The 26271-nt window shown below is 36.0% G+C and carries 21 protein-coding genes and 1 tRNA gene; 12 read left to right on the top strand and 10 right to left on the bottom strand.

All coding sequences use genetic code 11. From position 1 onward, the window contains the following. Positions 1-745 precede the first annotated feature (745 nt). On the bottom strand, positions 746-1225 hold the full coding sequence (locus ACMHJ2_RS12095) for a regulatory protein RecX (protein ID WP_413513116.1): 480 nt from the start codon (positions 1223-1225) through the stop codon (positions 746-748). Positions 1226-1379: 154 nt separating this feature from the next. Between ACMHJ2_RS12095 and ACMHJ2_RS12090 the strand changes: the two genes are divergently transcribed. After that, complete coding sequence (locus ACMHJ2_RS12090) at positions 1380-1874, top strand: DinB family protein (protein ID WP_413513115.1); 495 nt, start codon at positions 1380-1382, stop codon at positions 1872-1874. Positions 1875-1926: 52 nt separating this feature from the next. Here ACMHJ2_RS12090 and ACMHJ2_RS12085 read toward each other — a convergent pair. Continuing rightward, positions 1927-2006, bottom strand: a tRNA-Leu gene (locus tag ACMHJ2_RS12085). Positions 2007-2167: 161 nt separating this feature from the next. Between ACMHJ2_RS12085 and ACMHJ2_RS12080 the strand changes: the two genes are divergently transcribed. From ACMHJ2_RS12080 to ACMHJ2_RS12065, 4 genes are all read left to right on the top strand, one after another. Then, on the top strand, positions 2168-3109 hold the full coding sequence (locus ACMHJ2_RS12080; protein ID WP_413513114.1) for a ribose-phosphate pyrophosphokinase: 942 nt from the start codon (positions 2168-2170) through the stop codon (positions 3107-3109). Between the two features lie 28 nt (positions 3110-3137). Beyond that, positions 3138-3746, top strand: coding sequence for a 50S ribosomal protein L25/general stress protein Ctc (locus ACMHJ2_RS12075; RefSeq protein WP_413513113.1), 609 nt, complete (start codon positions 3138-3140; stop codon positions 3744-3746). A 130-nt stretch (positions 3747-3876) separates the two neighbouring features. Then, positions 3877-4443: an aminoacyl-tRNA hydrolase gene (gene pth, locus ACMHJ2_RS12070; RefSeq protein ID WP_413513112.1), complete on the top strand. Its 567-nt coding sequence runs from the start codon at positions 3877-3879 to the stop codon at positions 4441-4443. An 18-nt stretch (positions 4444-4461) separates the two neighbouring features. After that, a complete protein-coding gene (locus ACMHJ2_RS12065; protein ID WP_413513111.1) occupies positions 4462-4962 on the top strand; it encodes a GNAT family N-acetyltransferase in 501 nt (166 codons plus the stop codon). A gap of 34 nt (positions 4963-4996) precedes the next feature. Here ACMHJ2_RS12065 and aspS read toward each other — a convergent pair whose 3' ends face one another. The 4 genes from aspS to ACMHJ2_RS12045 all read right to left on the bottom strand — a co-directional run bounded on the left by aspS (position 4997) and on the right by ACMHJ2_RS12045 (position 9801). Continuing rightward, complete coding sequence (aspS, locus tag ACMHJ2_RS12060) at positions 4997-6748, bottom strand: aspartate--tRNA ligase (RefSeq protein ID WP_413513110.1); 1752 nt, start codon at positions 6746-6748, stop codon at positions 4997-4999. 75 nt (positions 6749-6823) lie between these two features. After that, positions 6824-7996 carry an MFS transporter gene (locus ACMHJ2_RS12055; RefSeq protein ID WP_413513109.1) on the bottom strand — a complete coding sequence of 391 codons (1173 nt, stop codon included), beginning with the start codon at positions 7994-7996 and terminating at the stop codon, positions 6824-6826. A 25-nt stretch (positions 7997-8021) separates the two neighbouring features. Next, positions 8022-9086, bottom strand: coding sequence for an NADH:flavin oxidoreductase/NADH oxidase (locus ACMHJ2_RS12050; protein WP_413513108.1), 1065 nt, complete (start codon positions 9084-9086; stop codon positions 8022-8024). A 58-nt stretch (positions 9087-9144) separates the two neighbouring features. Next, entirely contained in the window at positions 9145-9801 is a 657-nt protein-coding gene (locus tag ACMHJ2_RS12045) for a metal-dependent transcriptional regulator (protein ID WP_413513107.1), read from the bottom strand. 102 nt (positions 9802-9903) lie between these two features. Here ACMHJ2_RS12045 and ACMHJ2_RS12040 point away from each other — a divergent pair, with 102 nt between their 5' ends. From ACMHJ2_RS12040 to ACMHJ2_RS12025, 4 genes are all read left to right on the top strand, one after another. Beyond that, positions 9904-12156 carry a TonB-dependent receptor gene (locus tag ACMHJ2_RS12040; protein ID WP_413513106.1) on the top strand — a complete coding sequence of 751 codons (2253 nt, stop codon included), beginning with the start codon at positions 9904-9906 and terminating at the stop codon, positions 12154-12156. A gap of 11 nt (positions 12157-12167) precedes the next feature. Next, on the top strand, positions 12168-12635 hold the full coding sequence (locus ACMHJ2_RS12035) for a thioredoxin family protein (RefSeq protein ID WP_413513105.1): 468 nt from the start codon (positions 12168-12170) through the stop codon (positions 12633-12635). 155 nt (positions 12636-12790) lie between these two features. Next, complete coding sequence (locus ACMHJ2_RS12030) at positions 12791-13153, top strand: BlaI/MecI/CopY family transcriptional regulator (protein ID WP_413513104.1); 363 nt, start codon at positions 12791-12793, stop codon at positions 13151-13153. Between the two features lie 33 nt (positions 13154-13186). Further along, a complete protein-coding gene (locus ACMHJ2_RS12025; protein WP_413513103.1) occupies positions 13187-14704 on the top strand; it encodes a M56 family metallopeptidase in 1518 nt (505 codons plus the stop codon). A gap of 68 nt (positions 14705-14772) precedes the next feature. Here ACMHJ2_RS12025 and ACMHJ2_RS12020 read toward each other — a convergent pair whose 3' ends face one another. The 4 genes from ACMHJ2_RS12020 to ACMHJ2_RS12005 all read right to left on the bottom strand — a co-directional run bounded on the left by ACMHJ2_RS12020 (position 14773) and on the right by ACMHJ2_RS12005 (position 19314). Beyond that, positions 14773-17454, bottom strand: coding sequence for a carboxypeptidase regulatory-like domain-containing protein (locus ACMHJ2_RS12020; protein WP_413513102.1), 2682 nt, complete (start codon positions 17452-17454; stop codon positions 14773-14775). 62 nt (positions 17455-17516) lie between these two features. Beyond that, positions 17517-18308, bottom strand: a complete 792-nt coding sequence (locus tag ACMHJ2_RS12015; RefSeq protein WP_413513101.1) for a GLPGLI family protein — start codon at positions 18306-18308, stop codon at positions 17517-17519. Between the two features lie 58 nt (positions 18309-18366). Beyond that, entirely contained in the window at positions 18367-18543 is a 177-nt protein-coding gene (locus ACMHJ2_RS12010) for a hypothetical protein (protein WP_413513100.1), read from the bottom strand. Between the two features lie 180 nt (positions 18544-18723). Continuing rightward, entirely contained in the window at positions 18724-19314 is a 591-nt protein-coding gene (locus tag ACMHJ2_RS12005) for an ATP-binding cassette domain-containing protein (RefSeq protein WP_413513099.1), read from the bottom strand. Between the two features lie 511 nt (positions 19315-19825). On the opposite strand from ACMHJ2_RS12005, the gene ACMHJ2_RS12000 reads away from it, so the two are divergent. The 3 genes from ACMHJ2_RS12000 (at position 19826) to ACMHJ2_RS11990 (ending at position 26268) form a co-directional block, all read left to right on the top strand. After that, on the top strand, positions 19826-20251 hold the full coding sequence (locus tag ACMHJ2_RS12000; protein ID WP_413513098.1) for a hypothetical protein: 426 nt from the start codon (positions 19826-19828) through the stop codon (positions 20249-20251). A gap of 98 nt (positions 20252-20349) precedes the next feature. Further along, complete coding sequence (locus ACMHJ2_RS11995; RefSeq protein ID WP_413513097.1) at positions 20350-20862, top strand: septal ring lytic transglycosylase RlpA family protein; 513 nt, start codon at positions 20350-20352, stop codon at positions 20860-20862. Between the two features lie 825 nt (positions 20863-21687). Beyond that, on the top strand, positions 21688-26268 hold the full coding sequence (locus tag ACMHJ2_RS11990) for a fibronectin type III domain-containing protein (RefSeq protein ID WP_413513096.1): 4581 nt from the start codon (positions 21688-21690) through the stop codon (positions 26266-26268). Positions 26269-26271: the final 3 nt, after the last annotated feature.

The raw sequence follows: 26271 nt of genomic DNA, 5'->3' as shown, positions 1-26271 counted from the left end.
GTGATGGGGTATGAGAAATGGGTGAAGGGAAGAGTATTCTTCACTCTTAATTATTCACCCATAACTCATAACCCATTTCTCATAACCCACCTTTAGACAAACAAGCTTCATCTATGAATAGTTTTTCCGTTATATTCTGTGGATACAGCAACCAGTCTTTTGCGTGTTCACGCTGATTTTATTTTTGTATTAACGTTGCAACTTTCTTCTTTCAATCAACGGCCAAACAATTCTTCTATAGCTTTATAACTAAGTATTGTAGTATCAGCTAATTTTTTAAGAACCCCGAAAACTCTTTAGTCATTTGTGTTCCTTCAGCAATTGCGTTCTAATCTCAAGTGATGATTTTTCTTGTTTGTTTATCTGTCCAACGAAGACGTTGACGATGTAGCTTACTGATTCTCTACGTAATGGTAAATCTTCTATAATAACCATAGGATAGAACCCTTTTAATATTAATTGTTTATCTAAAAGTTGAGTGTCATAGTCGTTCTTCTCTTCGAAGTAAATAGCTAAAAGACTATTTAATTCTTCAACTTTTGTAAGGTTCTATCAAGTATTCAGGGAGGATTAGTTTAGTATTTCTTTGCTATCCGTAAGGTAAAGATATTATTTTATCAATTCCTCACCCAACTTTTGGGATTGACCCATTTATCTAATGAGAGTGAAACGATTTAGGAAAGAAGCAAGGTAATCTACTGCACTATAAAAAAGGCTCTAAAACGAGCTTAAAAGAGGTTAAGGCCTATTCTTTTTCTAGTTCCTGTGTTTTACTTATGATATCAGATATCGAATACCCTTTACGAAATAAATAGGCTTGAAATTTTTGCTTTTTCTTTAGCAAGTCTTGATCGGTTAATTGACTCCATCTGTTTGCGCTAATGCGATCAAATGTTTCAAAGTATTCTTTGTCTTCAATTTCAGTAAGTGCAATTGCAATTAGACGACTATTGATATCTCGGAATTTTAATTCAGCGGTGATTCTATTTTTTCCCCAAGCACTTAATCGATGTTTTCCTCTGACAAAACTTTTGGCAAATCGCTCTTCGTTTAAAAAACGATGTTCAATGAGGTGCACTAGTAAATCGTCGTGTATTTGTGGTGTAATGCCCAAGAGATACATTTTATTGATGACTTCAGAGTGGCAACGATCTTGATAAGCACAATAGTTTTCTAATTTGCGCTTGGCTTCATCAAAAGATAGATAGTTGGATTGCGTATTCAATTTTACTTGTTTTTTACAAAGATATAAAACCCTTAGAAAGTTTTTGGTTGATCAAGTATTCTTTTCTTTGTATAGTAACTATAGTAGTAGATGTTGTTGATTATTTGCTTTTAGTTTTGTAGTTTTCAGGTAAAAAAAATAACAACTTAGAATTATGAGTATTAATAAAAGTTTTTTGATGGAGCTCAAACATGAGCTAGGGAGTACTAGAAAAATTATTGCTTGTGTACCAACGGATCAATGGGATTGGAAACCGCATGTAAAATCAATGAGTCTTGGAGATTTATCAAAGCATATTGTTGAATTGATTGTTTGGACGGAGTTTATTACAAAACAAAGTTCGCTTAACTTCCATATAGATTATAAACCTGAGGAAGCAAAAAACACAGAAGAGTTGTTGCAATTAATTGATGCATATGAGGTTCGCGTTTCTGAAGCGATTGAAGGCATGAAAGAGGAACAATGGATGGAAATCTGGGCTTTAAAAGCAGGTGAACATACGATTATGCAAATGCCTAAAGTAGGAGCCAATCGATTTGTTGTAAATAATCATATTTACCATCACCGTGGGCAATTATCTGTTTATCTGCGTTTGTTGGATATTCCTATTCCTGGAATGTATGGACCATCTGCGGATGATTTGAAGTAATAAAATAAAACCAAATAAAAAAGCCTAACTCTATGAGTTAGGCCTTTTTTAGTACCCGGAGTGGGAATCGAACCCACACTCCTAAGAACACGAGTTTGAGTCGTGCGCGTCTACCAATTCCGCCATCCGGGCTTATTTGGTACTGAATTGTGAGTGCAAATTTAAAGAAAAAAACATTCTATCAAAGAAAAAATGCAAAAAAATATTCATAGTCCATTAATATTTTATAAATTTGCATCGCTTAACAACAATATAGAAGCGCTAACTAACAACAAAACAACTAATTAGAAAAAATGTTAAATCCTGAATCAGAAGCAAAAATTTTTGCTTGCTCACAAAGTATTGAATTAGCGGAGAAGATAGCTAAGGAATATGGTATAGAATTGGGTAAGGCAACGTTATCACACTACAGTGATGGAGAGTTTCAACCTTCTTTTGAGGAGTCAATTAGAGGACGAAGAGTTTTCCTAGTTTGCTCTACTTTTCCCTCCTCAGATAACCTAATGGAACTATTGTTAATGTGTGATGCTGCAAAAAGAGCATCAGCTAGGCATATTACAGCTGTAATTCCTTATTTTGGATGGGCAAGACAGGATAGAAAAGATAAGCCTAGAGTTCCGATTGGAGCTAAGTTAGTCGCTAAGTTATTAGAATCAGCTGGAGCAACAAGAATTATGACGATGGATTTGCATGCAGATCAAATCCAAGGATTTTTTGAAAAACCAGTAGATCATTTGTATGCTTCAACTATATTTTTACCTTATGTAAAGAGTTTGAATATTGGAGATCTTACGATTGCATCCCCAGACATGGGAGGTTCAAAAAGAGCCTATGCGTATTCTAAGTTTTTAGAGTCGGATGTTGTTATCTGTTATAAGCAAAGAAAACAGGCGAATATCATTGAAAAAATGGAGTTGATAGGAGATGTTACTGGACGTAATGTGATCTTGGTAGACGATATGATAGACACGGGCGGAACGTTAGCTAAAGCAGCTGATATGATGTTGGAAAGAGGCGCCTTGAGTGTACGCGCAATTTGTACACACGCCATTCTATCAGGAAGTGCATATGAAAAGATTGAAGAATCTTCCTTAACAGAGTTAATTGTTACAGACACTATTCCATTGAAAAAACCATGTAGCAAAATTAAAGTTTTAAGTTGTGCACCTTTGTTTGCAGAGACTATGCACAATGTTCAATCGAATACATCGATTAGCAAAACTTTTGTCATGTAAATTATTAATTTTTATAAATATTTAAGTAATGAAATCAATTACAATTAAAGGATCAGAAAGAGAAAGCGTAGGTAAAGTTTCTACTAAAGCCTTACGTAATGCTGGAATGGTTCCTTGCGTAGTATACGGAGGAGAACAATCAGCTATCCACTTCACAGCGGAAGAGAAAGCATTTAAGAGTTTAGTTTACACTCCAAATGTACACACAGTAGTGATTGAATTAGAAGGAGGTAAAAAAATCAATGCAATTTTACAAGATATCCAATTCCACCCAGTATCGGATAAAATCTTACACATCGATTTTTACCAATTATTCGAGGATAAAGAAATTACTTTAGAAGTGCCTATCAAAATTATAGGAAATGCTAAAGGTGTTATGGCTGGTGGTGTTTTAAACATCAACAACCGTAAATTAAAGGTAAAAGCTTTACCTGCAAACTTACCTGATTTCGTAGAAGTAACAATTACGGATTTAGAAATGGGTAATAAATTATATGTTACAGATATTGCAACTAATAACTATAAATTATTACACCCAGATAATACAGTAGTTTGTCAAGTGAGAGTTTCTCGTGCAGCTTTGAAAGCAGCTCAAGAAGCAGCAAAAGCAGCAAAAGCTCCTACAAAGAAAAAATAATTATAAGCAATATAAATTATTTCAAAGCGCCTGTATTTTTACAGGCGCTTTTTTATTTGTATCAAAATAAGATATGGAATGTCTTGGGTTTGCGTTATTTTTGTAACCTGAAAATTAGTAACATAGTAACATGAAAAAGTTTTTAATTGTAGGTTTAGGCAATATAGGTGTTGAATATATTCACACGCGTCACAATATTGGGTTTAAAGTTGTAGATCAGGTAGCTCGTGATCTAGGTGGAGATTGGCAAACCGTAAAATTGGGAAGTTTAGCAGAAGTAAAAATCAAAGGAAGAACTTTGTTGTTGTTAAAACCAAATACATATATGAATTTGAGCGGAAAGGCGGTTCAGTATTGGATGCAAAAAGAGAATATTCCGATCGAAAATATTTTGGTTGTTACCGATGATTTAAATATTCCTTTCGGAACAATTCGCATTAAAGCAAAAGGATCGGATGGCGGACATAATGGATTAAAAAGCATTCAGGCCATTTTAGGTAATGCAAATTATCCGCGTTTTAGATTTGGCATTAGCGATGAATTTAAGCAAGGACAGCAAGTAGATTACGTTTTGGGGAATTGGTCTGAGGAGGAGAAAACAAAGCTTGTAGAGCGCTTAGAAACGTCTTCTAAAGCAATTCAAGAGTTTGCTTTGGGAGGATTGAATAATGCAATGAATATCTATAATGGAAAATAACCGTTCGTCGAGTAATAAATGAAAAAGATAGCAGAAACAGCGCGATTGATTCTAAGGGAATTACACCCTAGTGATGCGCAATCTTTTTATGACTTGAATGTGAACCCCAAGGTGATACGCTATACAGGCAATACTGCCTTCGGAGATTTAGCTGAAGCAAAGGCATTTCTTGAAAATTACCAAGACTACAACCAAAATGGCTATGGAAGATGGGCAGTAATTCACAAAGATTCAGGTAGATTCATCGGTTGGTGTGGCTTGAAGTTTGAAGGTGAAACCCAGCAAACGGATATAGGATTTCGCTTTTTTGAAGAGGAATGGGGCAAGGGATACGCAACAGAGAGTGCGGCCATGTGTTTGCAAGTGGGATTTGAGCAATTTTACTTGAGAACTATCGTTGGTAGAGCGATGAAAGAAAATATCGCATCAATAAAGGTGCTAGAGAAAATAGGGCTAAGATATGAGAAAGAGATAACCTTAGCGGGAATTGAAGCCGTTTTATATCAAATAGAAGTATAAAAAAACGGGGACATTAACTATCCCCGTTTTTTTGTTATTCAGCTTTGATTGCAAGGTGTAATTCTTCTAATTGTTCGGGTCTGATTGCGCTTGGTGCATCAATCATAACATCTCTTCCCGAATTGTTTTTAGGGAAGGCAATGAAATCTCTAATTGTTTCTTGTCCACCTAAAATAGCTACTAAACGGTCTAATCCGAAAGCTAATCCTCCATGTGGTGGTGCTCCGTATTGGAAAGCATTCATCAAGAAACCAAATTGTTTTTCCGCTTCTTCTTTTGAAAAGCCTAAGTATTTAAACATTAATTCCTGCGTTGCTTTGTCGTGAATACGAATAGATCCACCGCCAATTTCGTTTCCATTTAAAACCATATCGTAAGCGTTTGCGCGAACTTTCCCTGGATCTGTTGCCAACAGGGCAATATCTTCTTTCTTTGGTGAAGTAAAGGGATGGTGCATCGCAAAATATCTTCCTGATTCTTCATCCCATTCGAATAAAGGGAAATCAATAATCCATAAAGGAGCAAATTCATCCGCTTTTCTCAAGCCCAATCGATTTCCTAGTTCCATGCGAAGGGCACTTAGTTGTGCTCTTGTTTTGGTAGCAGGTCCAGAAAGGACTAAGATTAAGTCACCCGCTTTTGCTTCTGTGATAGTAGCCCATTGTTTTAAATCTTCCTGATCATAGAATTTATCTACCGAAGATTTAAATGAACCATCAGTTTCACATTTACAATATACCATACCAGAAGCACCAACTTGAGGGCGTTTTACCCAGTCAATCAAGGCATCTATTTCTTTACGGGTATACGTTGCACCGCCAGGAACGGCAATTCCGACTACTAATTCAGCTGCGTTAAACACAGGGAATTCTTTGTGTTGAGCAACCGCATTTAATTCTCCAAATTTCATTCCGAAGCGAATATCCGGCTTATCATTACCGTAAGTATTCATCGCTTCTTCATACGTCATTCGTGGAAATTTATCAATCTCTAGGCCATGAACAGATTTCAATAAGTGTTTGGTCATGCCTTCAAAAGTATCCATAACATCATCCTGATCAACAAAAGCCATTTCACAGTCAATTTGTGTGAATTCAGGTTGTCTATCTGCACGTAAATCCTCATCGCGGAAACATCTCACAATTTGGAAATAACGATCCATACCACCTACCATCAACAATTGTTTGAAGGTTTGAGGCGATTGAGGTAAAGCATAAAACTGACCTGGATTCATACGAGAAGGAACGATAAAATCACGAGCCCCTTCTGGTGTAGAACTAATTAAATAAGGCGTTTCTACTTCACAGAAATCTTGAGCAGAAAGGTAATTTCTTACCTCTTGCGCCACTTTATGTCTGAAAAGCAAATTGTTTTTTACTGGATTTCTACGAATATCCAAGTAGCGATATTTCATGCGAATATCTTCGCCACCATCTGTTTCATCTTCAATTGTAAAAGGAGGAACACTGGATTCGTTTAAAATAGTTAGTGACTCAACTAAAATTTCAATATCCCCTGTAGGAATATTTGGGTTTTTAGATGTACGCTCAATGACAGTTCCCGTTACTTGGATAACATATTCACGACCTAAATTTTTGGCTGTTTCAAAAACTGTTTTATCTGTTCTTTCCGCATCAAAAATTAATTGCGTTATACCATAGCGATCGCGTAAGTCAACCCAAATCATAAAACCTTTATCACGATGCTTACTAACCCAACCTGAAAGGGTAACGGTTGTGTTTATATCTGAAGCTCTTAAAGCTCCACAATTATGAGTTCTATACATTATAAAAATTATTTCTGCAAATTTATAAACTTATTGTTAATCGAAGCTCTTTTGTATGAAGAATGTCAGTGTAAACTACTGAATTTCTTGTTGCAAAAGGTTTTCTCTTTTTTTAAATTGAATGAATAAATAGGCGAGTAGTGCTCCACAGAAAGCCATCCCAGCGCCTACCCATTCCGGAGAATTATAACCATAGCCTAAGGTAATTGGAATTCCTCCAATAAATGCACCTAAGGCATTTCCTATATTAAAGCAGGCCTGTCCAGCTGATGCAGCTAACATTTCAGAACCTTTAGCATTTTTAATCAACAACATTTGTAAAGGTGATCCAATCGTAAAAGCAACTAATCCTGTAACTAAAGACATGGCATAGGCCATCCATTGAATATGTACGGTGTAATATACGATTACTAAACATATAGCCATCAATGAGAAAGAGACAATTACTGCTTTTGCTGGAGAAAAAGTATCTGCAATTCTTCCCCCAACAAAGTTTCCTAGAAACATACCTAGCCCAACTAACGTCATAATAAGGGGAAGATTCGCTTCTGGAATTAGCGCAACATTCGTCATCATGGGAGCGATATAGCTCATCCACGCGAATAGACCACCTGTTCCAATTGAAATTAAGGCAACTAGAATCCACGCAATAGGCGTTTTGAAAAAGGCCATTTGCTTTTTGGTATTTGTCGTAGTGTCTGCTTGCATTTTGGGAATCCAAAAATAGATGGCTAAAGTTGTAATCACGCCAAGTGAAGCAATTAGCGTATAGGCTTCTCGCCAAGAATAATGTTGCCCAATCCACGTACTTAGGGGTACACCTGCTAGATTTGCGGTTGTTAATCCCGCGAACATAATCGAAACCGCTTGGGCTTCTTTGCCTTTTTTTGCTAATTGTGTAGCTACTACTGAACCTACCCCAAAAAAGGCTCCATGCGGTAATCCCGACATAAAGCGCGTTAAGATTAAAGTAGGATAAGAAGGAGATAACACAAATAGAACGTGAAAAATTGAAAATAACAGCATTAAAGCCATTAGAACTTTGTGTGGAGCGTATTTGTTGGAAGACATAACCAACAAGGGAGCACCAATTACAACGCCTAAGGCATAGGTTGATATGAAATTTCCCGCCTTTGGAATAGATATTTGTAAATCATTTGCTATTTCGGGTAAGAGTCCCATCATGGAAAATTCGGTCATACCGATGGCTAATCCTCCAACAGCTAATGCTAATAAGCTTTTATTCATTGAGTATATAATATGTAAAATTTAATTATTCTTTTCCTCTTTCATATTGGGAAGCCCAGGATATATCTACCTCGAGTGCCCTAGCAGCAGTCATAACAAAATGAGGGTCTCGCAAAAACTCACGACCAATTAAAACTAGGTCTGCGTTATTTTGTTGTAAAATAGCCTCCGCTTGTGCACCCGTTTTGATTTCTCCAACTGCTCCAACAAGTAAGGAAGATTGCTTTTTTATTTTTGCCGCAAAGGGTACTTGATAGTTTAGACCCGTAGTTATTTTTTGATGTCTTACTGCTCCACCTGTACTTACGTCAATAACCTCGACTCCTTTTTCTTGAAGAATTTGAGCTAAAGCCACACTCTCTTCGATATTCCAGCCACCATCTGCCCAATCCGTTGCCGAAATTCGAACCCATAAACTTTGTGTTGTTAATACCGGTTTTATAGCCGCTATAATTTCTACTAAAAAACGAATTCTATTTTCAAAACAACCACCGTATTCATCCGTTCTATCGTTGATTAGTGGAGAGAAAAATTGATGGATTAAATAGCCATGCGCGCCGTGTAGTTCGATAATTTCATACCCTGCTTTTATAGCGCGTATGGTTGCCTCTTTAAAGGATTGAACGAGTTGAGTAATTTCTGCTTTAGTTAGAGCTACGGGAGGACGATCTTTTGCATTGAAAGGAAGAGTAGAAGGTGCTATTGTTTGCCAACCATTTAATTGGTCAGGAGCAATTTGGTCTCTACTAATCCAAGGTTTTTCACAACTGGATTTTCTGCCTGCATGGGCTAATTGAATACCTGGAATACAGTTCTGTGCTTTAATAAACTGGGTGATTTGTTGAAGTTTTTCAATATGTGCGTCAGACCATATACCTAAATCACCATAGGTGATTCGCCCTTCCGGAACTATTGCTGTTGCTTCTTGTATAACGGCGGCGGCCTGTCCGGTAGCAAATTGCCCCAAATGAACTAAATGCCAATCCGTCGCAAACCCATCCGTTGCTGAATATTGACACATAGGGGAAACTATAAGTCTATTTTTTAATGTATGATGCGTTAAAGGCAGTGGGGTAAATAACTTTTTCATGTGGATATAAATGGATAAGGTTGATAAAAAAAAGCTTACTGGTTAGTAAGCCTTACAATTATTTCAGTTGGACAAAAAGGTTATTGGCAATCTTTTTAGTAATGGTAATTTTAGTATGGTTGATTTCGATTAAATACGATTGATCGAAAGGTTCAATTTCTAAAATTACGATTTCACTGCCTAAAGCGATTTTCTGCTTATCTAAATATTGTAAAAATTCTGCAGAGGAATCTTTGACTCCTACACAAATTACCGTTTGTTGAACTTTTATCTCTGCCAACAATTTTTTCTTCACTTGTTTAATCTCTCCTTTTGCATTGGGAATTGGATCTCCATGAGGATCTTCCGTAGGGTAACCTAAGTAAGCTTCTAGTTTATTAATCAGTTTTTCTGATTTAATGTGCTCCAATTCTTCTGCCACAGCATGTACTTCATCCCAGCTAAATCCTAATTTATCAACTAAAAAAACTTCCCATAAACGGTGTTTTCGCACAATCATCTTTGCCGCCAAAAGTCCTTCAGGAGTTAGTCTAACTCCTTGATATTTTTGATAGGTAACCAGTTTTTTTTCATTCAGTTTTTTGATCATATCCGTTACAGAAGAAGCCTTCGTTTCTATTCTTGCTGCAATAGCATTGGTAGAAATTCCGCTTTCTTCTCCTAAAGACAAGTGAAAAATGGTTTTCAAATAGTTTTCTTCTGAATATGTGAGCATGGAGTGATTTTTTATAAAATACAAATTTACATCTTTTTTTATTCAAATAATATTTTTAGATTTGTCTAAATTTTAATTTCAACAAAAAGTAAATATTTTTTTATGCGTGTACTAATAGGTTTTTTGTGTTTCTTTGTTTTTTGTGACTTTGCAAATGCTCAAACTATCCAAGGAAAAATCACCTCTACAGGTGAAACTTTATCGTATGCTAGTGTTTTTATAGCAAATACATCGAAAGGAACAACCGCCGACGAGAAAGGAAATTATAAAATTGAAGGAATGAAGCCAGGAATCTATTCTGTACAGGCAGAATTTGTTGGATTTAAAAGAATGTCAAAAAAAGTAACAGTAAAAGAAAATCAAACGGTTACGCTAAATTTTGACTTATTAGAAGATTCAAGTTTAGAAGAGATTGTCATTTCAGGTTCTTTAAAACCCGTTTTAAAATCGGATGCTGTAACTGCGGTTGAGATTTATACGCCTGCTTTTTTTGAAAAGAATCCAACGGCGAATCTATTTGATGCGGTTCAGATGATTAATGGTGTACAACCCCAGTTAAACTGTAATGTTTGTAATACTGGGGATATTCATATTAACGGAATGGAAGGACCTTATACGATGATCTTAATTGATGGAATGCCTATTGTATCCTCACTTTCAACGGTGTATGGATTATTTGGTATTCCAACTAGTTTGATTGAACGAGTAGAAGTAGTTAAAGGTCCCGCGTCATCCCTGTATGGAACGGAAGCTATGGGAGGAATTATCAATGTGATTACTAAAGATCCTGAAAACGCAGCTAAACTAAGTATAGATGCCTTTTCAACGACCTGGCTCGAAAACAATTTAGATTTGGGTGCAGGGTATAAATTGGGAAAAAAAGTAAATGGATTATTTGGGGGGAACTATTTTAAATTTGGGGAACGAAAAGACAAAAATGGCGATGGATTTACGGATGTAACTCAACAAGAACGCGTTTCATTATTTAATAAGTTTAGTTTAAAACGCCCAGCTAATAAAGTGGCGAGCTTAGCATTGCGTTATGTATATGAAGATCGTTGGGGAGGTCAGACGAATTGGCAACGCAAAAAACACAGAGGTAGTGAAGACGTATATGCTGAGAGCATTTTTACCAATCGCTTTGAGGCAATCGGAATGTATCAATTGCCAACTTCGGAAAATATTTATACACAATTTTCGTATATCTATCACAATCAAAACTCAATGTACGGGGTCGAATCCTACGATGCCAAGCAACAAGTCACTTTTGCTCAAGCGTATTGGGATAAGAATATCGGAAACCACAGTTTATTAGTGGGAGCTTCATTAAAATATACCTATTATGATGATAATACCCGGGCTACAGGCGTTTATGATGAAAATGGATTAGTCAAAAATCAACCCCAAAAAATACAAATCCCTGGACTTTTTGTGCAAGACGAGTGGACCTTAAACAAACAAAACAAACTGTTGTTGGGGTATCGTTTTGATTATGATAAATCCCATGGAGGTATTCACTCTCCTCGCATAGGATATAAATTTGCGCCAAATTCCAATCATGCTTTGCGCGCAAGTTTTGGTACAGGATTTAGAGTGGTTAATGTGTTTACCGAAGATCACCGCGCTTTAACAGGAGCAAGAGAAGTTGTTTTTGCAGAAGATCTTAATCCTGAGAAATCATATAATGTCAATTTGAATTATACGGTTAAAGTACCAACAAGTTTTGGGGCTTTTAATTTTGATATCAATGGATTCTATACCTATTTCACCAATAAAATTGATGCAGATACAGATACCAATCAACATAAAATTATCTATGCCAATCTAGATGGACATGCCGTATCTAAAGGAATTTCTCTGAATGTTGAGGCCGTTTTTGATTTTCCTTTAAAACTGATGACTGGTGCAACCTATATGGATGTATATCGCAAGGAAGAGGGCATTCGCGAACAAATTTACCATTCGCCAAAATGGTCTGGAAATGTGTTAGCAAGTTATAATTTTGGCCGTGGATTTACCGCAGATTTAACCGCAGATTGGAAAGGACCGATGCGATTACCACGAGTTGAAAATGATTACCGCCCCGAATATTCACCTTGGACGGTAATCGCTAATATTCAAGTCACCAAAAAATTTGGCAATAATTTCCAAGTGTATGGTGGGGTGAAAAATATTTTCAATACGCTACCTAAAGAAGATACCATTGCAAGATGGTGGGATCCATTCGGAGAACCAGGGAATGGGGTAACGCCTCCTCCAGGAAGAACGGATGTAATCTTTGAACCCAATGATTATAGTTATACAGCTCTACAGGGAATTAGAGGTTTTATAGGTGTTCGCTATTCCATTTTTTAATTAGGTAGTCCATGAGAGGAATAAGCATAAAGTTTCGATTTATTTTAGGCGTAGCGATCATTTTTTGGGGCTTAATGAATGAAGTTCAAGCCCAGGAAGTCACCTTTTCTAATTTGGAACAACAGATGGAAGCCAATGCAAAGCCTATTGTTGTTTTCTTGCATACCAATTGGTGTACGTACTGTGCCTTAATGGCAAAGAAAACGTTTGCGAATGAAGCAGTACTAAAAGCAATAGAAGAAAAAGCCTATTTTATCTCTTTTGATGCCGAAACCAAAAAGTCTATTCAATTTAAAGGACAAGAATTCATTTATAAGAAAAAGGGTATTCAGGCTGGCGTGCATCAATTAGCTGAAGTACTAACCTCCCAACAGGCTTATCCCGCTTTAGTTATTTTAAATAAAAACTATGAAATTATATACCAACAGTATGCCTATGTTGGACCAAAAGAAATGCTTCAACTTCTGGAAGCATTGTAGGAGACTACGTGTTATTTTTTTTTTAAGGCCCTGTAAATCAATTGAATTTACAGGGCTTTTTTATAGATTTAAAATAAAAAGACATTGATAACTAATTTTTTAGTTTGATAACTAAAAAATTAGTTATATGTTTGTTTCAATCAAAATAAGAAGCAATGGAAAAGTTGACCAATAAAGAAGAAGAGATAATGCACATCCTTTGGCGATTAGAAAAAGGATTTGTCAATGATATTTTGGCAGAAATACCTGAACCCAAGCCCCATTATAATACATTGTCAACTTTAGTTCGCATTTTAGAAGAAAAAGGGGTCGTTGCATACAAAGCCTATGGGAAATCACATCAATATTACCCATTGGTTACGCTGGAAGAGTATCGAACTCGGTTTATGGAAGAGACGATGACAAAGTATTTTGATAATTCATTTAGTAATTTGGTCAACTTTTTTGTGAAGGATAAACAGGTTTCCCAAAATGAATTGGATGAAATTATTTCAATAATAGAAAATAATAGAAAGTAATAGCAGTAATTAACCTTAAAAAACAACGTGCTTATGACACCTTTTTTTGAGTATATACTTAAAGTAAATGGCTTGCTACTCCTTGTTTTAGGTTTCTATCTTCTGCTTTTGAAGAAAGAAACTTTTTTTACCACCATTCGTTATTTTTTTATAGCTGGAATTGTATGTAGCCTAATTTTTCCATTGTTAACCTTTACTAAAATAGTTTATGTTGAACAATCAATTGATTGGGCTATGCTGATGAATCAAGATACAGTTGGCGGAAGTAAGGGGATACATCAGACTCTGATAGACCAATTGGGAGTTTCAGGTATAGTAACTTTTGCCTTTGTTTTAATCACGGGAGCGATTGGTATATTTTTCATGTTTAAAATAAGGCGATTAATGCGTTATATCAAGCACTTGCAGGGTTTTTCAGATTCTGATGTAACCATAAAAGTGGATCGTAATAGTGAGGAAGCCTACTCCTTTTGGAAATGGATTGTTTTACCAGTCAATTATCGAAAAATTGAAGCATTGGATATGATTATTCAGCATGAAAAGGTACATGTTCAAGAGAAACACACCCTAGACTTAGTATTGATTCATTTTTTGCGATGCATATTTTGGTTTAACCCATTTCTCGTTCTATTAGAAAAATACATTCGCTTAAATTTAGAATATATCGTAGATCAAAAAGTCATTGAATTACAGAATAGTTACGAATATCAAATAACTCTGGTGCAGTTTGAACAATTGAAAGCATCTAATATTTCTTTAGTTAACTCTTTTAAATCATCGGATTTGAAAAAGAGAATCGTTATGTTAAACCAACCTAAATCGAATTATATGAAAAAATCAAAATTTGTTTTATGCTTGCCTATAGCTATAGGTTTCATTTTACTGTTTCAAGTGAAAACGAAAGCAGAAGTTCGCTTTCTTGACCAAGAAACAACAACCCATTCTAATACAGTGCAAGAGCCTAAGAATAATAAGAAAAATTCAGGTTTTTTAAGTAGCAATGAGGGGCAAGAGGATTCAAAGAAAGTTGCAGAGGATTCAAAGAGAGTTATAGAAGATTCAAAGAGAGTTACAGAGGATTCAAAGAAAGTTATAGAAGATTCAAAGAAAATTAGAGAGGATTCAGAGAGAGTTATAGAAGATTCCAATAAAGCTAAGGAGCATTCCAAGAAAGCGATGGAAGATTCCAAGAAAGCGATGGAGGATTCCAAGAAAGCTAAGGAGGATTCCAAGAAAGCGATGGAAGATTCCAAGAAAGCTTTAGATGCCGCTGCTAAAGCACGTAAACAAGCAAAAATCGCTGAGGAAAAAGCTAGGGCTAATCAGACAAGTGATAAAAATTTAAATTATAGATCTTCCTCTGTTTCTCAAATGTCTGCCTCCAATCCGATTTATGTTGTTGATGGAAAAAAAGTCAAAGATCCAGCTACAATTAGCGCTATTATATCTGAGAATATAGAGCGAGTTGATGTTTTAAAAGGAGAGCAAGCCATAAAGGAATATGGCAAAGAAGGAGAAAATGGGGTAATTGAGATTACCAAAAAGAAATAGATTATTACTTTTAAATTGGATACGTTAGTTAGATAAGGCTTTCAACTTTAGTTGAAGGCCTTATCTATTTAGAAGGCAAAGCGAATCGAGACTAAGAGTTGTCTCGGTCTTATTGGCGTTTGCATTACATTTGTCATCATATCATTGACAATGACCTGACTGTATTCTTTATAATTAAAAATATTTGTCCAAGCGAGTTCCAAATCAATTTTGCGTTTGGAAAAAGTATAGCGATAGGTTAAATCTACAAAGGTGTTGCTGAACGATTGTTGTTGGATATGATTTTCTTGATACGCAAGCGTAGTAAGTAAAGTATGTTGTTCAAAAGGAAGTAAACTCAAGGTCGCATCATGGGTTGTTTTAGCGCTACTGGAAGAAGAAAAATCTTCGTTTTTGATTTGTTGATAAGTAAAGGAATAATCAATATTCAACCAAGTAAAAGATGTATTGGACAAACTGAATCGATAGCTGTTTTGATGGGTTCTTACTGTATTATGCGCTTGATTAATGAACATCGGATTTTTATTCCTACTATGTGAGAAACTTCCTTTTAAGGTTGTGCTAATTGGTTCAATTAACTTGTTGATATTTAGTTCTAAGCGTTGTGTTGTTTGGGTGTTGTTTTGTTCAATAGCCTGAATGACTTGTTGCCCATTTTTGCCAATTTCCTGAGAAAATAAAATAGGATTTTGTTGTTCAATATACTCCAGATTAAAATAAGCAAACCACCCAGTAAAAGGATCTTTATAGTTGGTTTCAATTTTGCTCGTAAACCGATGATTAGATAAAATACGATTGGTGTAAGCGCTAAAATTTAATTCGTTGAGTACAGTAGAAGAATACAGTTGATTTAGTGGTGTGAAAACACTGGTGTAGGCTATATTTCCTTTAAATGTCCAGTATAAAGAGGCAATATATTGCACATAAAGAGTGGGAGAAAGAAATAATTTGCGATTGCTATCACGTTTGTTGTTTTTTTTGTCTATCAATGAAGCTGTGGTCCAATCTAAGGGAAGATTAAGGTTAAAGGACCAACGCTTGGCTTTGAAATTGATTTTGGAATGTAATGCATTACTGCTCGTTTGAGAACGCAGTTGATTGTGGTAATCTCCAGGGATAGGAATCCAAAAATCAGTTTCATTTCCATACAAATCCGTGTTGACATGCGTTTGTTGGAAGGTAAAGTTATATTCTTCAGAAAAAGTCCAAGCACGCTTTCTCCAAACATAGGCTACGGCATTTTTTGTATAGAAAGATTGATTATCATAGTGTTGGGATAAGGATGGGTAAGGAGCTAAATCTGGATTATCTAAATTAAAAAGTGCAGTTGGAGAAGCGGAATACGCTTCTTTGCTGTTTGAAAAATCGATGAGAGAACGAAAATTAATCCAATGCTTTTCTGTTAAAGGAATAAGGGTACTCAACGTATTTTGCAATTGAAAAATAGGAGCGTTTACTTTTTGCTGAATCAAATTTTCTGGCGTATTGACCATCAAATTCCCTCTTGTTTTATCTTTTGATACGCGGATTGTCGTTTTGTTTTTGGTATAGTTTTGTTTTTTATTTTGCGTTAAGGTAAATTCAGTATTGAAGATTTCTTTTGCGGTATGACTAGCCGTTGTTCTTTGATATGTTATGGGCTCAGAGTCACCAGGTGTTGGATTTAGATAATGTATGGTCGTGGTTTGTACTCTATCGTCGGCATCATTATTTTCATTTAAATAGTATAGGGTTCCAGTAAGTTCCCAATTGTTTTTGAGTTTTTGCAGTACATTTAGATTCCCTAAATGACTTTTATTAAACCAATAACGGTTTTGATTGAGGGAAGGATCAGCATTCGTTGCTAGTTGTAGAAATGGAGAGCTAGTGGTGGAATATAAAAAAGTATCATACTCTTGAAACGAATACAACTGCTGCATTTTAGTAGTTAAAGTTTGTCCTGTATTATTAGTCGCATAACTAGCTAATGTTTGAAAATTTTGACTAAAAAACATAGGTGAAAGAGCAATATCCCAAAGAAAAGGAGTGAAGTCTCCACCAATTTTAGCTGTACCTGCACGACTTATTTTGTTTTTTAAATGAATATTTAAAGCAGGTTTACTGGTTGCAACCTTGCCATCCAACATTTTGATGGGTTGATGATCTTCATAAACCTCTACCCGACTAATATCGTCTGGCGAAATTGCTTTCGTAACCGCGGTATAACGCCCTTGCATTAAATCTAAACCTTCTACGTAAAATCGATTGATATTTTCTCCTTGATATTTGATTTGACCCGAATCACTAACCTCTATGCCGGGCAGTCGTTTTAAGACATCTTCTAAGACGCGATCGGTTTTGGTAGCAAAAGACTCAACCCTATAGCTTAGTGTGTCATTGCGTTGAGTAATTGGAGAAGGTTTAATGAAGATTTCTTCTAGTACGGTTTCCTGTTCTTTTAAGGTGAGTGTGAGATAAGAAACAGGAAACACTAAAGCATGATGATATAGCGCATAATCAAGATGTTGAATGCGTAGGTTGAGGTTTGGACTAGGTGTAAGTAACGACATTTCAAAAACACCTGCTGTATTGGATTGTGTATATTGAATCACTTCTTCAGTTTCTGCTTTTACAAGGGAAATGATGGCTCCTTCAATTGGAATGTTTGCTTGATCTACCACTTTTCCTTGAATGCGTTCTTGTCCAACAGCAACTAGGTTTGCCAGAAGAAAAGTACATAAAACAAGTGAGTTGTGAATAAAATGGGGCATAAGATACAAGAGGATGAAAAGAAGTGTTTCGATTGAAAAGGAAAGAAACGGTGAATGGAGTACTATTGAACTTTATAAATTGGATTCGAACGAAGGCCTATTTTTTCCGCAAATTCGGCAGGAGCTGTTTCTGCGTTTTTTGGATTCATTTCAATTAAGAGATCTCTATAGGTTTTTCCATGATATATCTTTAATACTTTTTCATATTGTGCGGGAGTAATGGAAGTTACTATCTCTTTCGGATTACTCAAGTCCCAATTGTCGATAGTAACTTTCTCACTGTTGATAAATTCAAATTCATATTGGTTTTCATCATCCCAGGCTTTAACCACAAAACCAGGTAGGTTTTTAAATTTATAAGGCCCTTCGATTAAAGGAATTTCAGAAGTGAAGAGAACATTCCATTGACGACCTTCAAAAAAAGTAGTGGCTCTTTGTACTGTATAACTGTTCCACTGCTGAGAATTTGGTTCAATTTTCCATATTATGGTGTTTTGGGGTTGGGTGTAACTGTAGTTTACTCTTCCTATACTAGTCAGGGTTTCCAAAGTAGTATTTTCTGCAAAGACCATAAAGTCTGTTTTAGGACGATATGTATGAAGCACTTGTATAAGTTCATCTTGGTTTTTTATCGTAGCTGTACCTCGCTTTCTTTCTAATAGCGCTAATTCAAGAAAACGCGAGGATTGGGTAGAATCAATATCTAATACAAATACGCTTTCGTCTATCTTTTGGGGCTGTGTCTTGTCTAATACTAGTTTTCCTACGTAATTATAACGCATAACGATTTGTTCTTGAGCATGCGTTTGTATGGCTAATAGGAGTAATAGAAATATATAGTATATTTTTTTCATGGTCTAATTTTATGATTGATTGAAAAAACAGCGTGTTATATGAACACGCTGTGGATTTTTATCCGCATACAAAGTTGTCGATGTCTACGGCATCTTGTAAAATTTGCTCCATAGTATCGCCTTCTTGAGAACAGTAATAGGTACCACCACCAAAGGAGTGGTTGATTGTAAAACAACCTGCAAAACTTGTTGTAGATAGCGAAAAAAGCGACAAGATTAGTATAAATTTTTTCATTTTTTAGTTGTTCAGTATTTTCTCCCTGTTCCCGGTTTAAGTTGGTTTTAGGGTGAATTTAAATCGAAAAAAGGAGAAGAAAAAAGGACTAATTGAATGTTTAATGCATTAGTTGAGCGTTGTTTGAATTGGATATGTTCTAAAAAATAAAAAGGCTTTCAATGTAGTTTGAAAGCCTTTTTAAGTTGATTGGAGAATGCCCTGGAGAAGCTGTACTTTTCGCGTTCGAATTTCATCTAAGAGATGGGGAATGTGATTGACAAGGAGAATTCCTTTAGTCTTGCCTTTTTGTTGTAAAACAGCAATAAGCTGTTCTTGAAGGATGGGGGATAGTCCCGCAAAAGGTTCATCTAGTAAAATAAAAGGTTGAGGTAGTTCAAGAACAAATAGCGTTTGTATAAGCTGTTGAATGCCCGTTGAAAAATGAGAGATGGGATGGTTCATATGAGCCTCAAATTCAGCCCAATTCCAATATAATTTAGGTAACACATCTTTGAGACGCAATTGTTTTGGGAAAAAATTAAACTGAGGTTTTAACGCAAAATGGCGTTGTAAGTGGTTGGAACTTCGAATGAGCTTTTGATCGATTTTGAGATGCATATGTTGCGGTTTTTTAGTGCCAAATAGCACCTCGAGGAAGGCTGATTTTCCCGCTCCATTGGAACCGGTTAACTCAATGAGCTCTCCCGTTTGCATTTGAAAGTAGATGTTGTTGAGTATCGTTTTGTGATTGATCTGATACACAAGACTATCTATATACAAGGTTGGCATGGTTAGCGTAATTTAAATGTGGAAATCAGAAAAGCGAGTAGTAAGTTGCTCCCCAATAAGGTAAAGACAAGATGGCGCGGTTGCCATCCTTTGTTTTTGAAAAAGTACAGCTCGTATTGGCGAAACGTCCAAAAATAAAGGAGCGCAAGAAAAGTGCCTAGCATGGCTGGAATGCACCACCAAATAACGGTCGTCCATGCAAGGGGTACTGTCACTATAAAGGACAGTAGGTAGTAGGGATAGAGTATTTGAATCGTTTTTACCATAGAGAACAAATTGTAACCTAAGGTATTCGTTTTTATCGGGATAAATTCGTTTTGATTGCAAATTTTAACTAAAGAAAAGGAACGTATATGCGCTTTCTATTTGCATATTTACCTTTAGATTAACGGTTTATGCTGAGGTTTTCACACCGAAAAAAGCAATCGAAAAGGCAGAATGTAAATCCAGAAGCAAAGTGTTTAGTTTCAATTGTTTTATTTATATTTGTGAGTAAACTAATAACAACAATATGTATAAAATGTTACAACCAGCGCACTCAGGCGTTGCATATTTAGCCTTGATTTTCTTGGTAATCGCAATAATTAATGCGTTTGTAGGACTAAGCTCTAAAAAAGAGTTTACAGAAAAAGATCGTAAATTAGGTTTGATGGGGTTAATCTTCTGTCACATTCAATTAGTATTAGGTCTTATCCTATATTTTGTTTCGCCGATGGTTCAGAGTTTCAGTGTAGCAATGAAAGACTCAACCTTGAGATTATATGCTTTAGAGCATCCACTAATCAATATCATCGCAATTGCTTTGATTACAATTGGATGGTCAAAACACAAGAGAACAACGGATAGCAATAAGAAATTCAAGATGTTTGCTATTTTCTACACACTAGGATTAATTTTAATCTTGTCTAGAATTCCTTGGAGCGTTTGGTTTGCATAAACCGAAGATAAAAGATACAGAAGAGAGCTTTACGGCTCTCTTTTTTATTTTGGTACATTTCTTGTTTCGGATAAGTATCTATTTTTGATTTGAATCCCATGAAATATTTTCAATATATCGTTTTTGCCTTAGCTATCTTTACTTTATCAAGTTTTGAAGATGCGGGTAAATTGAAAGAAAAACCAAAGCTTGTAAACCTTGTCCTTGGACAAGCTATTGATACCGTTGCAGTATTAGATTTACCTAGTATAGAGGATGCAGATTCTATTGTTATGGCTGAGGTAGATGAGGAGGCTTTTGAGGTAGTTACTGATGAAACGAAGGCTTCTTATTACCACGATAAATTCTCAGGTAAAAAAACGGCAAGTGGTGAAGTTTTTGATAACTCAAAATACACTGCGGCCCATAAAACACTGCCTTTCGGAACAAAAATTAAGGTTACGAATTTAAAAAATAAACGCTCGGTGGTATTAACTGTAACTGACCGAGGTCCTTTCACAAAAGGACGAACCGTTGATATGTCTAAACGCGCTTTTATGGACTTAACCGATAACTTAGGACGTGGCATTTTGAATGTAAAAATTGAGCGCATGGTTGAGGATATTCAATAAGAAAATGGTTTCCTTTTAACTCGCTATAGATTAGTCTTTTTTCGCAGGTTGAAAAGGATTCTGGTTCTCAGAAAAAAATAGATACAAAAACGGAAGTACTACAGGGTTTACTAACTTGTTATCTTTCAATTGATAAGAAAGTGTGTACTAATGTGGGGAAAAATTACACACTTCGAGGAGGGGAACCTCACAATATATTTTGCTTGGCACACTTAAAAACAGTGAGCCATTTTTTTTTAATTTATTTTACACGCAATTAGCCCCTTGTATTTTGAATACAATACATGCTTTCGTTATTCTCATTTCTTAAGACAAGAATAACTTTTGGAATGGCTAAAGTAGTATTCCATTAAATCTTCTTTTCGAATCATAGATAGTTTTTTTTTACGGATAGCTACAGATTCGTTAGCTAGTATCTACACCCTTTTTCTTTTTTGAATTTCCTGTTCTTGTGAAGGTTGTGCACAGTTTGTGAGTATATAACCCCTCCTTTTATCTTATAAAATCTCTTTTCGCGACTATAAGGCATTTTTCAAGAGTTTGTACGCCTTCAATTCTGTTGTTTTTTAAGATAAAAACTATGATTTTATAGAACTCATGACTTTTTGTTTTGGTTTTACATAAAAGTAAAAAGTTAACATATTTATATTTAATGCGGAAAAAGACAGCATATATACGCAATGTCTAAAGAACTCTCCCTGTTTAGCACACTTTTATTTTTATAATTAAAATATTTGAGCACACTGCTAAGAGTGGTTGCATAAATGACAATTTGTAATGTTTTAATTGCTATTTATATTTGGTCTAAATTAAAGTTTAGAAGATATGAACAGTTTAAAGGTCAAATACGTCTTTTTAATCACGTTACCGTTTCTTGTTTTTTTTCATTGTGCACTAGGTGCAAATGAAAATAAGAATATCTCTTGTTTGACTCAATTAACCGCTAATTTAACCACAACGGGCGAACCTGTGGTTTTACCCTATTTCGAAGACTTTGAATCAAACCCTTTGTTTGGATTTACTTCAGGGTTAACCAATAGCTGGGTTATTGGTAATGCTGCACAGGCCTCTGGAGATAAAGGCTTATACGTTAGTGAGAATGCAGGGGAGCATAATACATATTCGATCTATTATGATCAAGTGGTACATGCATATAAAGATTTTAATATTCCAACTCACGCCCAAGAATTAGCGATTAGTTTTGATTGGCGTTGCATGGGAGAAGGCGAGGATGATTTTTTTAGGGTTTGGTTAGTACCGACGACTTATACGCCGATAGCAGGGACTCGAATATCCACTGACTTGGCAGGAGCGATTCCTATAGGACCGACTGTGATGAATCAAAATACAACGTTTAAAACCGCACAATTTATAGCCCAAGTTGGAGTGGTACAAGGTCAAACCTATCGCATCATTTTCGAATGGATACAAGACAGTAGTGGAGGGTATCAACCCGCCGCGGCTATTGATAATTTAAACATTCAAGTTGTAAGTTGTAGTCCTCCAAGCGATTTTGTTGTGAGTGGCGTTACAAGTAACACTATTTCTACCACTTGGAATGCACAGGATATTCGCTTTTTTGAGTTATACTTAACTACTTCTGGGGAGAGACCGAATCAAGATACAAGAGCGAATCATCGCGCAATGACAACAAATTACGTGTTTTCAGAATTAAATGAAGGGACTCTTTATTACCTGTGGGTTCGTTCTGTTTGCGGAAGAGATAAAAGTTTTTGGATTGGACCAATTCAGATACAAACCCAATTAAGTCCTACGGCATTACCCTATTATGAGGATTTTGAGAACCACCCTAGTTATGGTTATCAAAATGATTCCCATACTAAGTGGATAATAGGCAACGCAATTAATCACGGCGGAACACAGGCTTTATATATTTCCAATGATAATGGACGAAGCAATGCGTATTTACCTACTGTGCCCGGACGAAATCAAGTTTCTCATGTGTATAAAGATTTTCAACTCCCAGCTAGAGCCATTGAATTTTTTTTCAATTTTGATTGGCGAAATGTTGGAGAGGGAAGTTTCGATAATTTTAAAGTTTGGTTGACACCTACTACCTATAATCCACAACCTGGTATTTCTATACAAGAAGCAAACCCTCAAGCTGTACAAATTGGTCAGGAGTACTATGCGGGGAGTAGAACATTTACGGCCGAGAGTATACAAATACCTGCACAAGCCTATTTGGGACGTCAGATGCGTGTTATTTTTGAATGGACGCAAGATGCAAGTGGTGGAGAAAATCCTGCGGCAGCAATTGACAATATTGCCTTTTTTGCAACCAATTGTTTACCTCCAACCCAGCTCGCAGTAAATGCAATTAGAGGGGATGCTTTTGATTTGAATTGGATAGGAGAAAGCACACAAAGTAGCTATGATTTGTTTCTTACAACGGATGCAAATAGTACCTTAGATGAGTCAACAGTACCCACATTGATCACAACTTTAACTCATCATACGTTTGCAAACCTCGAAGAAGGAACGATGTATTATGTGTGGATTAGGTCTACCTGTTCCAATCAAGACAAAAGTCTATGGTCCATACCCATTTCGGTTACGACTCCATTGATTCATGTTGATACACTACCGTACTATGAAGATTTCGAGGATACCCTTAAAATAGGGGTTACTTATTCTTTGCCAAACAAGTGGGTGGTGGGTAATGCGGTTAGTCAGGAAGGAAATAATGCACTTTATATTTCAAATGACAATGGACTTACAAATAAATATACGTTTAATAAAGCTCAGATTGTACAGGCTTATAAGAATTTTGCTATTCCAAGTGAAGTCGATGAATTAGAAATTAGTTTTGATTGGCGTGCTGTAGGAGAATTTATTTACGATAGAACGCTAGAACGCAATGTGGGTGTCGATTACTTGAAGGTGTGGATTGTTCCGATGACTTATTTACCACAAGCCAATACAAGTGTTTCTACAGCCGAGGGAGCCCTCTCTTTACAGCTTGAAGGCTTCTTTAATGCAAGTGAATTTCGAAGATTTCAAACGAGATTTAATATAAGTCAGTTTGCAGGTCAGAATGTAAGAATTGTATTTGAATGGCACCAAGACACTAGAAATGGAAATCAACCCCCAGCAGCTATCGATAATCTATTGATAAAGCCATTTAATTGTCAGGATATACATGAAGTACAAGTGAGTAGAGAGTCCAATTCCTCTCAAGTGGAAATAACATGGACACCTCTTGGGCAAGAACAAAGTTGGGAAGTGTATATTAGCGAAAGCAATCAGCCTCACCCTACGCCTTTAGATGCCGGAATTCTTGTTGAAAATACACCTAAATATACTTTTACAGCGGGCGTGGAGGGAACTTTTTATCAGGTATTTATACGCGCACGCTGTTCAGATACGGATTTGGGAACTTGGAGTCCAACAACTTTATTTAGCTTGTTTAACCCACCGGGATGCGCCAACATAGAAATAGAACCTATTGATGTTCCACAAACAGAAGATGGAAAATACATCCTATGTGGGGATGAAACAATACAAGTAGAACTAAGGGCAAATTATTACGATATCAAAGATACATCGGACTATACCGTAGAAGCAATCGAATATAAGCCACCTTTTCCTTTTACAGGAGGCGATATGATTCCTCTGACAAGAGATGATTATTGGTCAGACGTAATTGATTTAGGTTTTGATTTTTGTTTTTATGGAAATACCTATAGTAAAGTATTAATTGGAACTAATGGAATGATTACTTTCAGCGTGAAAGGACATACGGAAAATGGACATTATACGCCTAATACATCGTCGGGCTATTCCATGAATGCAACAACACAACTTCCTACCAATAGTTCAAATCCTAGTACAATACCCTATATGAATAGTATTTTTGGTGTGATGCAAGATTTATTTCCAGGTAATTCCCCCGCTGATTATTCGGTGAATTATCAAATTTTGGGAACGTACCCTTGTCGAGCCTTAGTATTTAATATGTATCATTTAGGTTTATACGATGCAAGTAGATGTCCTTACGATGTCAATGATATTGATGGAACTACGCAAACGTCACAAATTGTATTGTATGAAGGGACGAATAGTATAGAGGTATATATTAAAAATAGACCCTCTTGCAGCGCATTTAACAATGGATTAGGTGTTGTAGGCATTCAAAATGCAACAGCTACAGCAGCTGTAACTCCTCCAGGTAGAAATGTTGGAACCTGGACGGCAACAAATGAAGCTTGGCGTTTTACTCCAAATGGGACATCGATAGCCGAATTTAGTTGGTTGAAAGATGGAGAGCTGTACTCAAAGGATTTGGATATTTCTGTGGCAATCGATCAATCGGTAACCTATACGGGACGTATTGCGTATACAAAATGTGATGGCACAGAACAGCAGATAACAAAAGATTTTCAGTTTACAAAAAGTAACAACCAAATGGGAACTCTTTTAGATCTTTATACGTGCAGTAGAGAACCCGGATTTATCTATACGTTTGATTTAACCCAAAATACACCCGTTGCTTTAGGAGAATTAACAGACAAAGAGGCTAAAATTAGTTACTATGAAACAGAAGAAGATGTACTAGCGGATCAAAATCAATTGCCCTTGATTTATTCATCCACTTCTATGGCGTCTAAAAGAATTTATGTTAAAGTAGAGGATCGTTATACCCACTGTTTTACTTACAGTAGCTTTAGCTTGCAAGTGAACCAGATGCCACTTGCTACACAGGTAAATAACGTGCTGGCTTGTCAAAGTTACCTACTTCCAGCGTTACCAGAAGGGGAAGCTTACTATACAGAGCCTTATGGACGTGGTCAATGTTATGAAGGCGGGGATGTGTATACTACTGTGGGACAGCATTCAATTTATGTTTATGCAGTCAAAGATGAATGCGCCTATCAAAGTAAATTCTCAATCGAAATACTCGAGTTTATTCCCGCTTATCAAATAGAGGATCAATATGTATACTGTGAAGTTTACCGTTTGCCTAATTTACCACACGGGAATAAGTATTTTACCGAATCTGATGGAGAAGGAAGACAATTACAGGCAGGAGAAAAGATTTTAGAAAATCAAATGATTTACATATACGCCAAGAATAACAAAGGAACTATCGCTTGTATCGATCAATCAAGTTTTGAGGTTGTGTATGAAGAATGCCCTTTACCTAAAGGATTCTCACCAAATGGCGATGGAATTAATGATACACTAGATTTAACTAATTATGGGGTGACTCGTTTGAAAATTTACAACCGAAATGGGGTAGAAATATTTAATTTCAATGGATTTTATACCAATGAATTTACAGGTAAAGATAAAAGAGGGAATCAAGTGCCATCAGGAACCTACTATTATCTGTTAACTTCCAATGGCAAAACGCGTACAGGATGGATTGAAATAAGTAAATAAAGA

Source organism: Myroides odoratus (assembly GCF_965118575.1).
GTDB classification, from domain to species: Bacteria; Bacteroidota; Bacteroidia; order Flavobacteriales; family Flavobacteriaceae; genus Flavobacterium; species Flavobacterium odoratum_B.
This window is presented reverse-complemented; position numbering and strand designations above follow the sequence as displayed.

Coding starts and splice junctions, on each gene's coding strand:
- ACMHJ2_RS12090 (WP_413513115.1), top strand. CDS start 1,380: ATGAGTATTAATAAAAGTTTTTTGATGGAGCTCAAACATGAGCTAGGG.
- ACMHJ2_RS12080 (WP_413513114.1), top strand. CDS start 2,168: ATGTTAAATCCTGAATCAGAAGCAAAAATTTTTGCTTGCTCACAAAGT.
- ACMHJ2_RS12075 (WP_413513113.1), top strand. CDS start 3,138: ATGAAATCAATTACAATTAAAGGATCAGAAAGAGAAAGCGTAGGTAAA.
- pth (WP_413513112.1), top strand. CDS start 3,877: ATGAAAAAGTTTTTAATTGTAGGTTTAGGCAATATAGGTGTTGAATAT.
- ACMHJ2_RS12065 (WP_413513111.1), top strand. CDS start 4,462: ATGAAAAAGATAGCAGAAACAGCGCGATTGATTCTAAGGGAATTACAC.
- aspS (WP_413513110.1), bottom strand. CDS start 6,748: ATGTATAGAACTCATAATTGTGGAGCTTTAAGAGCTTCAGATATAAAC.
- ACMHJ2_RS12055 (WP_413513109.1), bottom strand. CDS start 7,996: ATGAATAAAAGCTTATTAGCATTAGCTGTTGGAGGATTAGCCATCGGT.
- ACMHJ2_RS12050 (WP_413513108.1), bottom strand. CDS start 9,086: ATGAAAAAGTTATTTACCCCACTGCCTTTAACGCATCATACATTAAAA.
- ACMHJ2_RS12045 (WP_413513107.1), bottom strand. CDS start 9,801: ATGCTCACATATTCAGAAGAAAACTATTTGAAAACCATTTTTCACTTG.
- ACMHJ2_RS12040 (WP_413513106.1), top strand. CDS start 9,904: ATGCGTGTACTAATAGGTTTTTTGTGTTTCTTTGTTTTTTGTGACTTT.
- ACMHJ2_RS12035 (WP_413513105.1), top strand. CDS start 12,168: ATGAGAGGAATAAGCATAAAGTTTCGATTTATTTTAGGCGTAGCGATC.
- ACMHJ2_RS12030 (WP_413513104.1), top strand. CDS start 12,791: ATGGAAAAGTTGACCAATAAAGAAGAAGAGATAATGCACATCCTTTGG.
- ACMHJ2_RS12025 (WP_413513103.1), top strand. CDS start 13,187: ATGACACCTTTTTTTGAGTATATACTTAAAGTAAATGGCTTGCTACTC.
- ACMHJ2_RS12020 (WP_413513102.1), bottom strand. CDS start 17,454: ATGCCCCATTTTATTCACAACTCACTTGTTTTATGTACTTTTCTTCTG.
- ACMHJ2_RS12015 (WP_413513101.1), bottom strand. CDS start 18,308: ATGAAAAAAATATACTATATATTTCTATTACTCCTATTAGCCATACAA.
- ACMHJ2_RS12010 (WP_413513100.1), bottom strand. CDS start 18,543: ATGAAAAAATTTATACTAATCTTGTCGCTTTTTTCGCTATCTACAACA.
- ACMHJ2_RS12005 (WP_413513099.1), bottom strand. CDS start 19,314: ATGCCAACCTTGTATATAGATAGTCTTGTGTATCAGATCAATCACAAA.
- ACMHJ2_RS12000 (WP_413513098.1), top strand. CDS start 19,826: ATGTATAAAATGTTACAACCAGCGCACTCAGGCGTTGCATATTTAGCC.
- ACMHJ2_RS11995 (WP_413513097.1), top strand. CDS start 20,350: ATGAAATATTTTCAATATATCGTTTTTGCCTTAGCTATCTTTACTTTA.
- ACMHJ2_RS11990 (WP_413513096.1), top strand. CDS start 21,688: ATGAACAGTTTAAAGGTCAAATACGTCTTTTTAATCACGTTACCGTTT.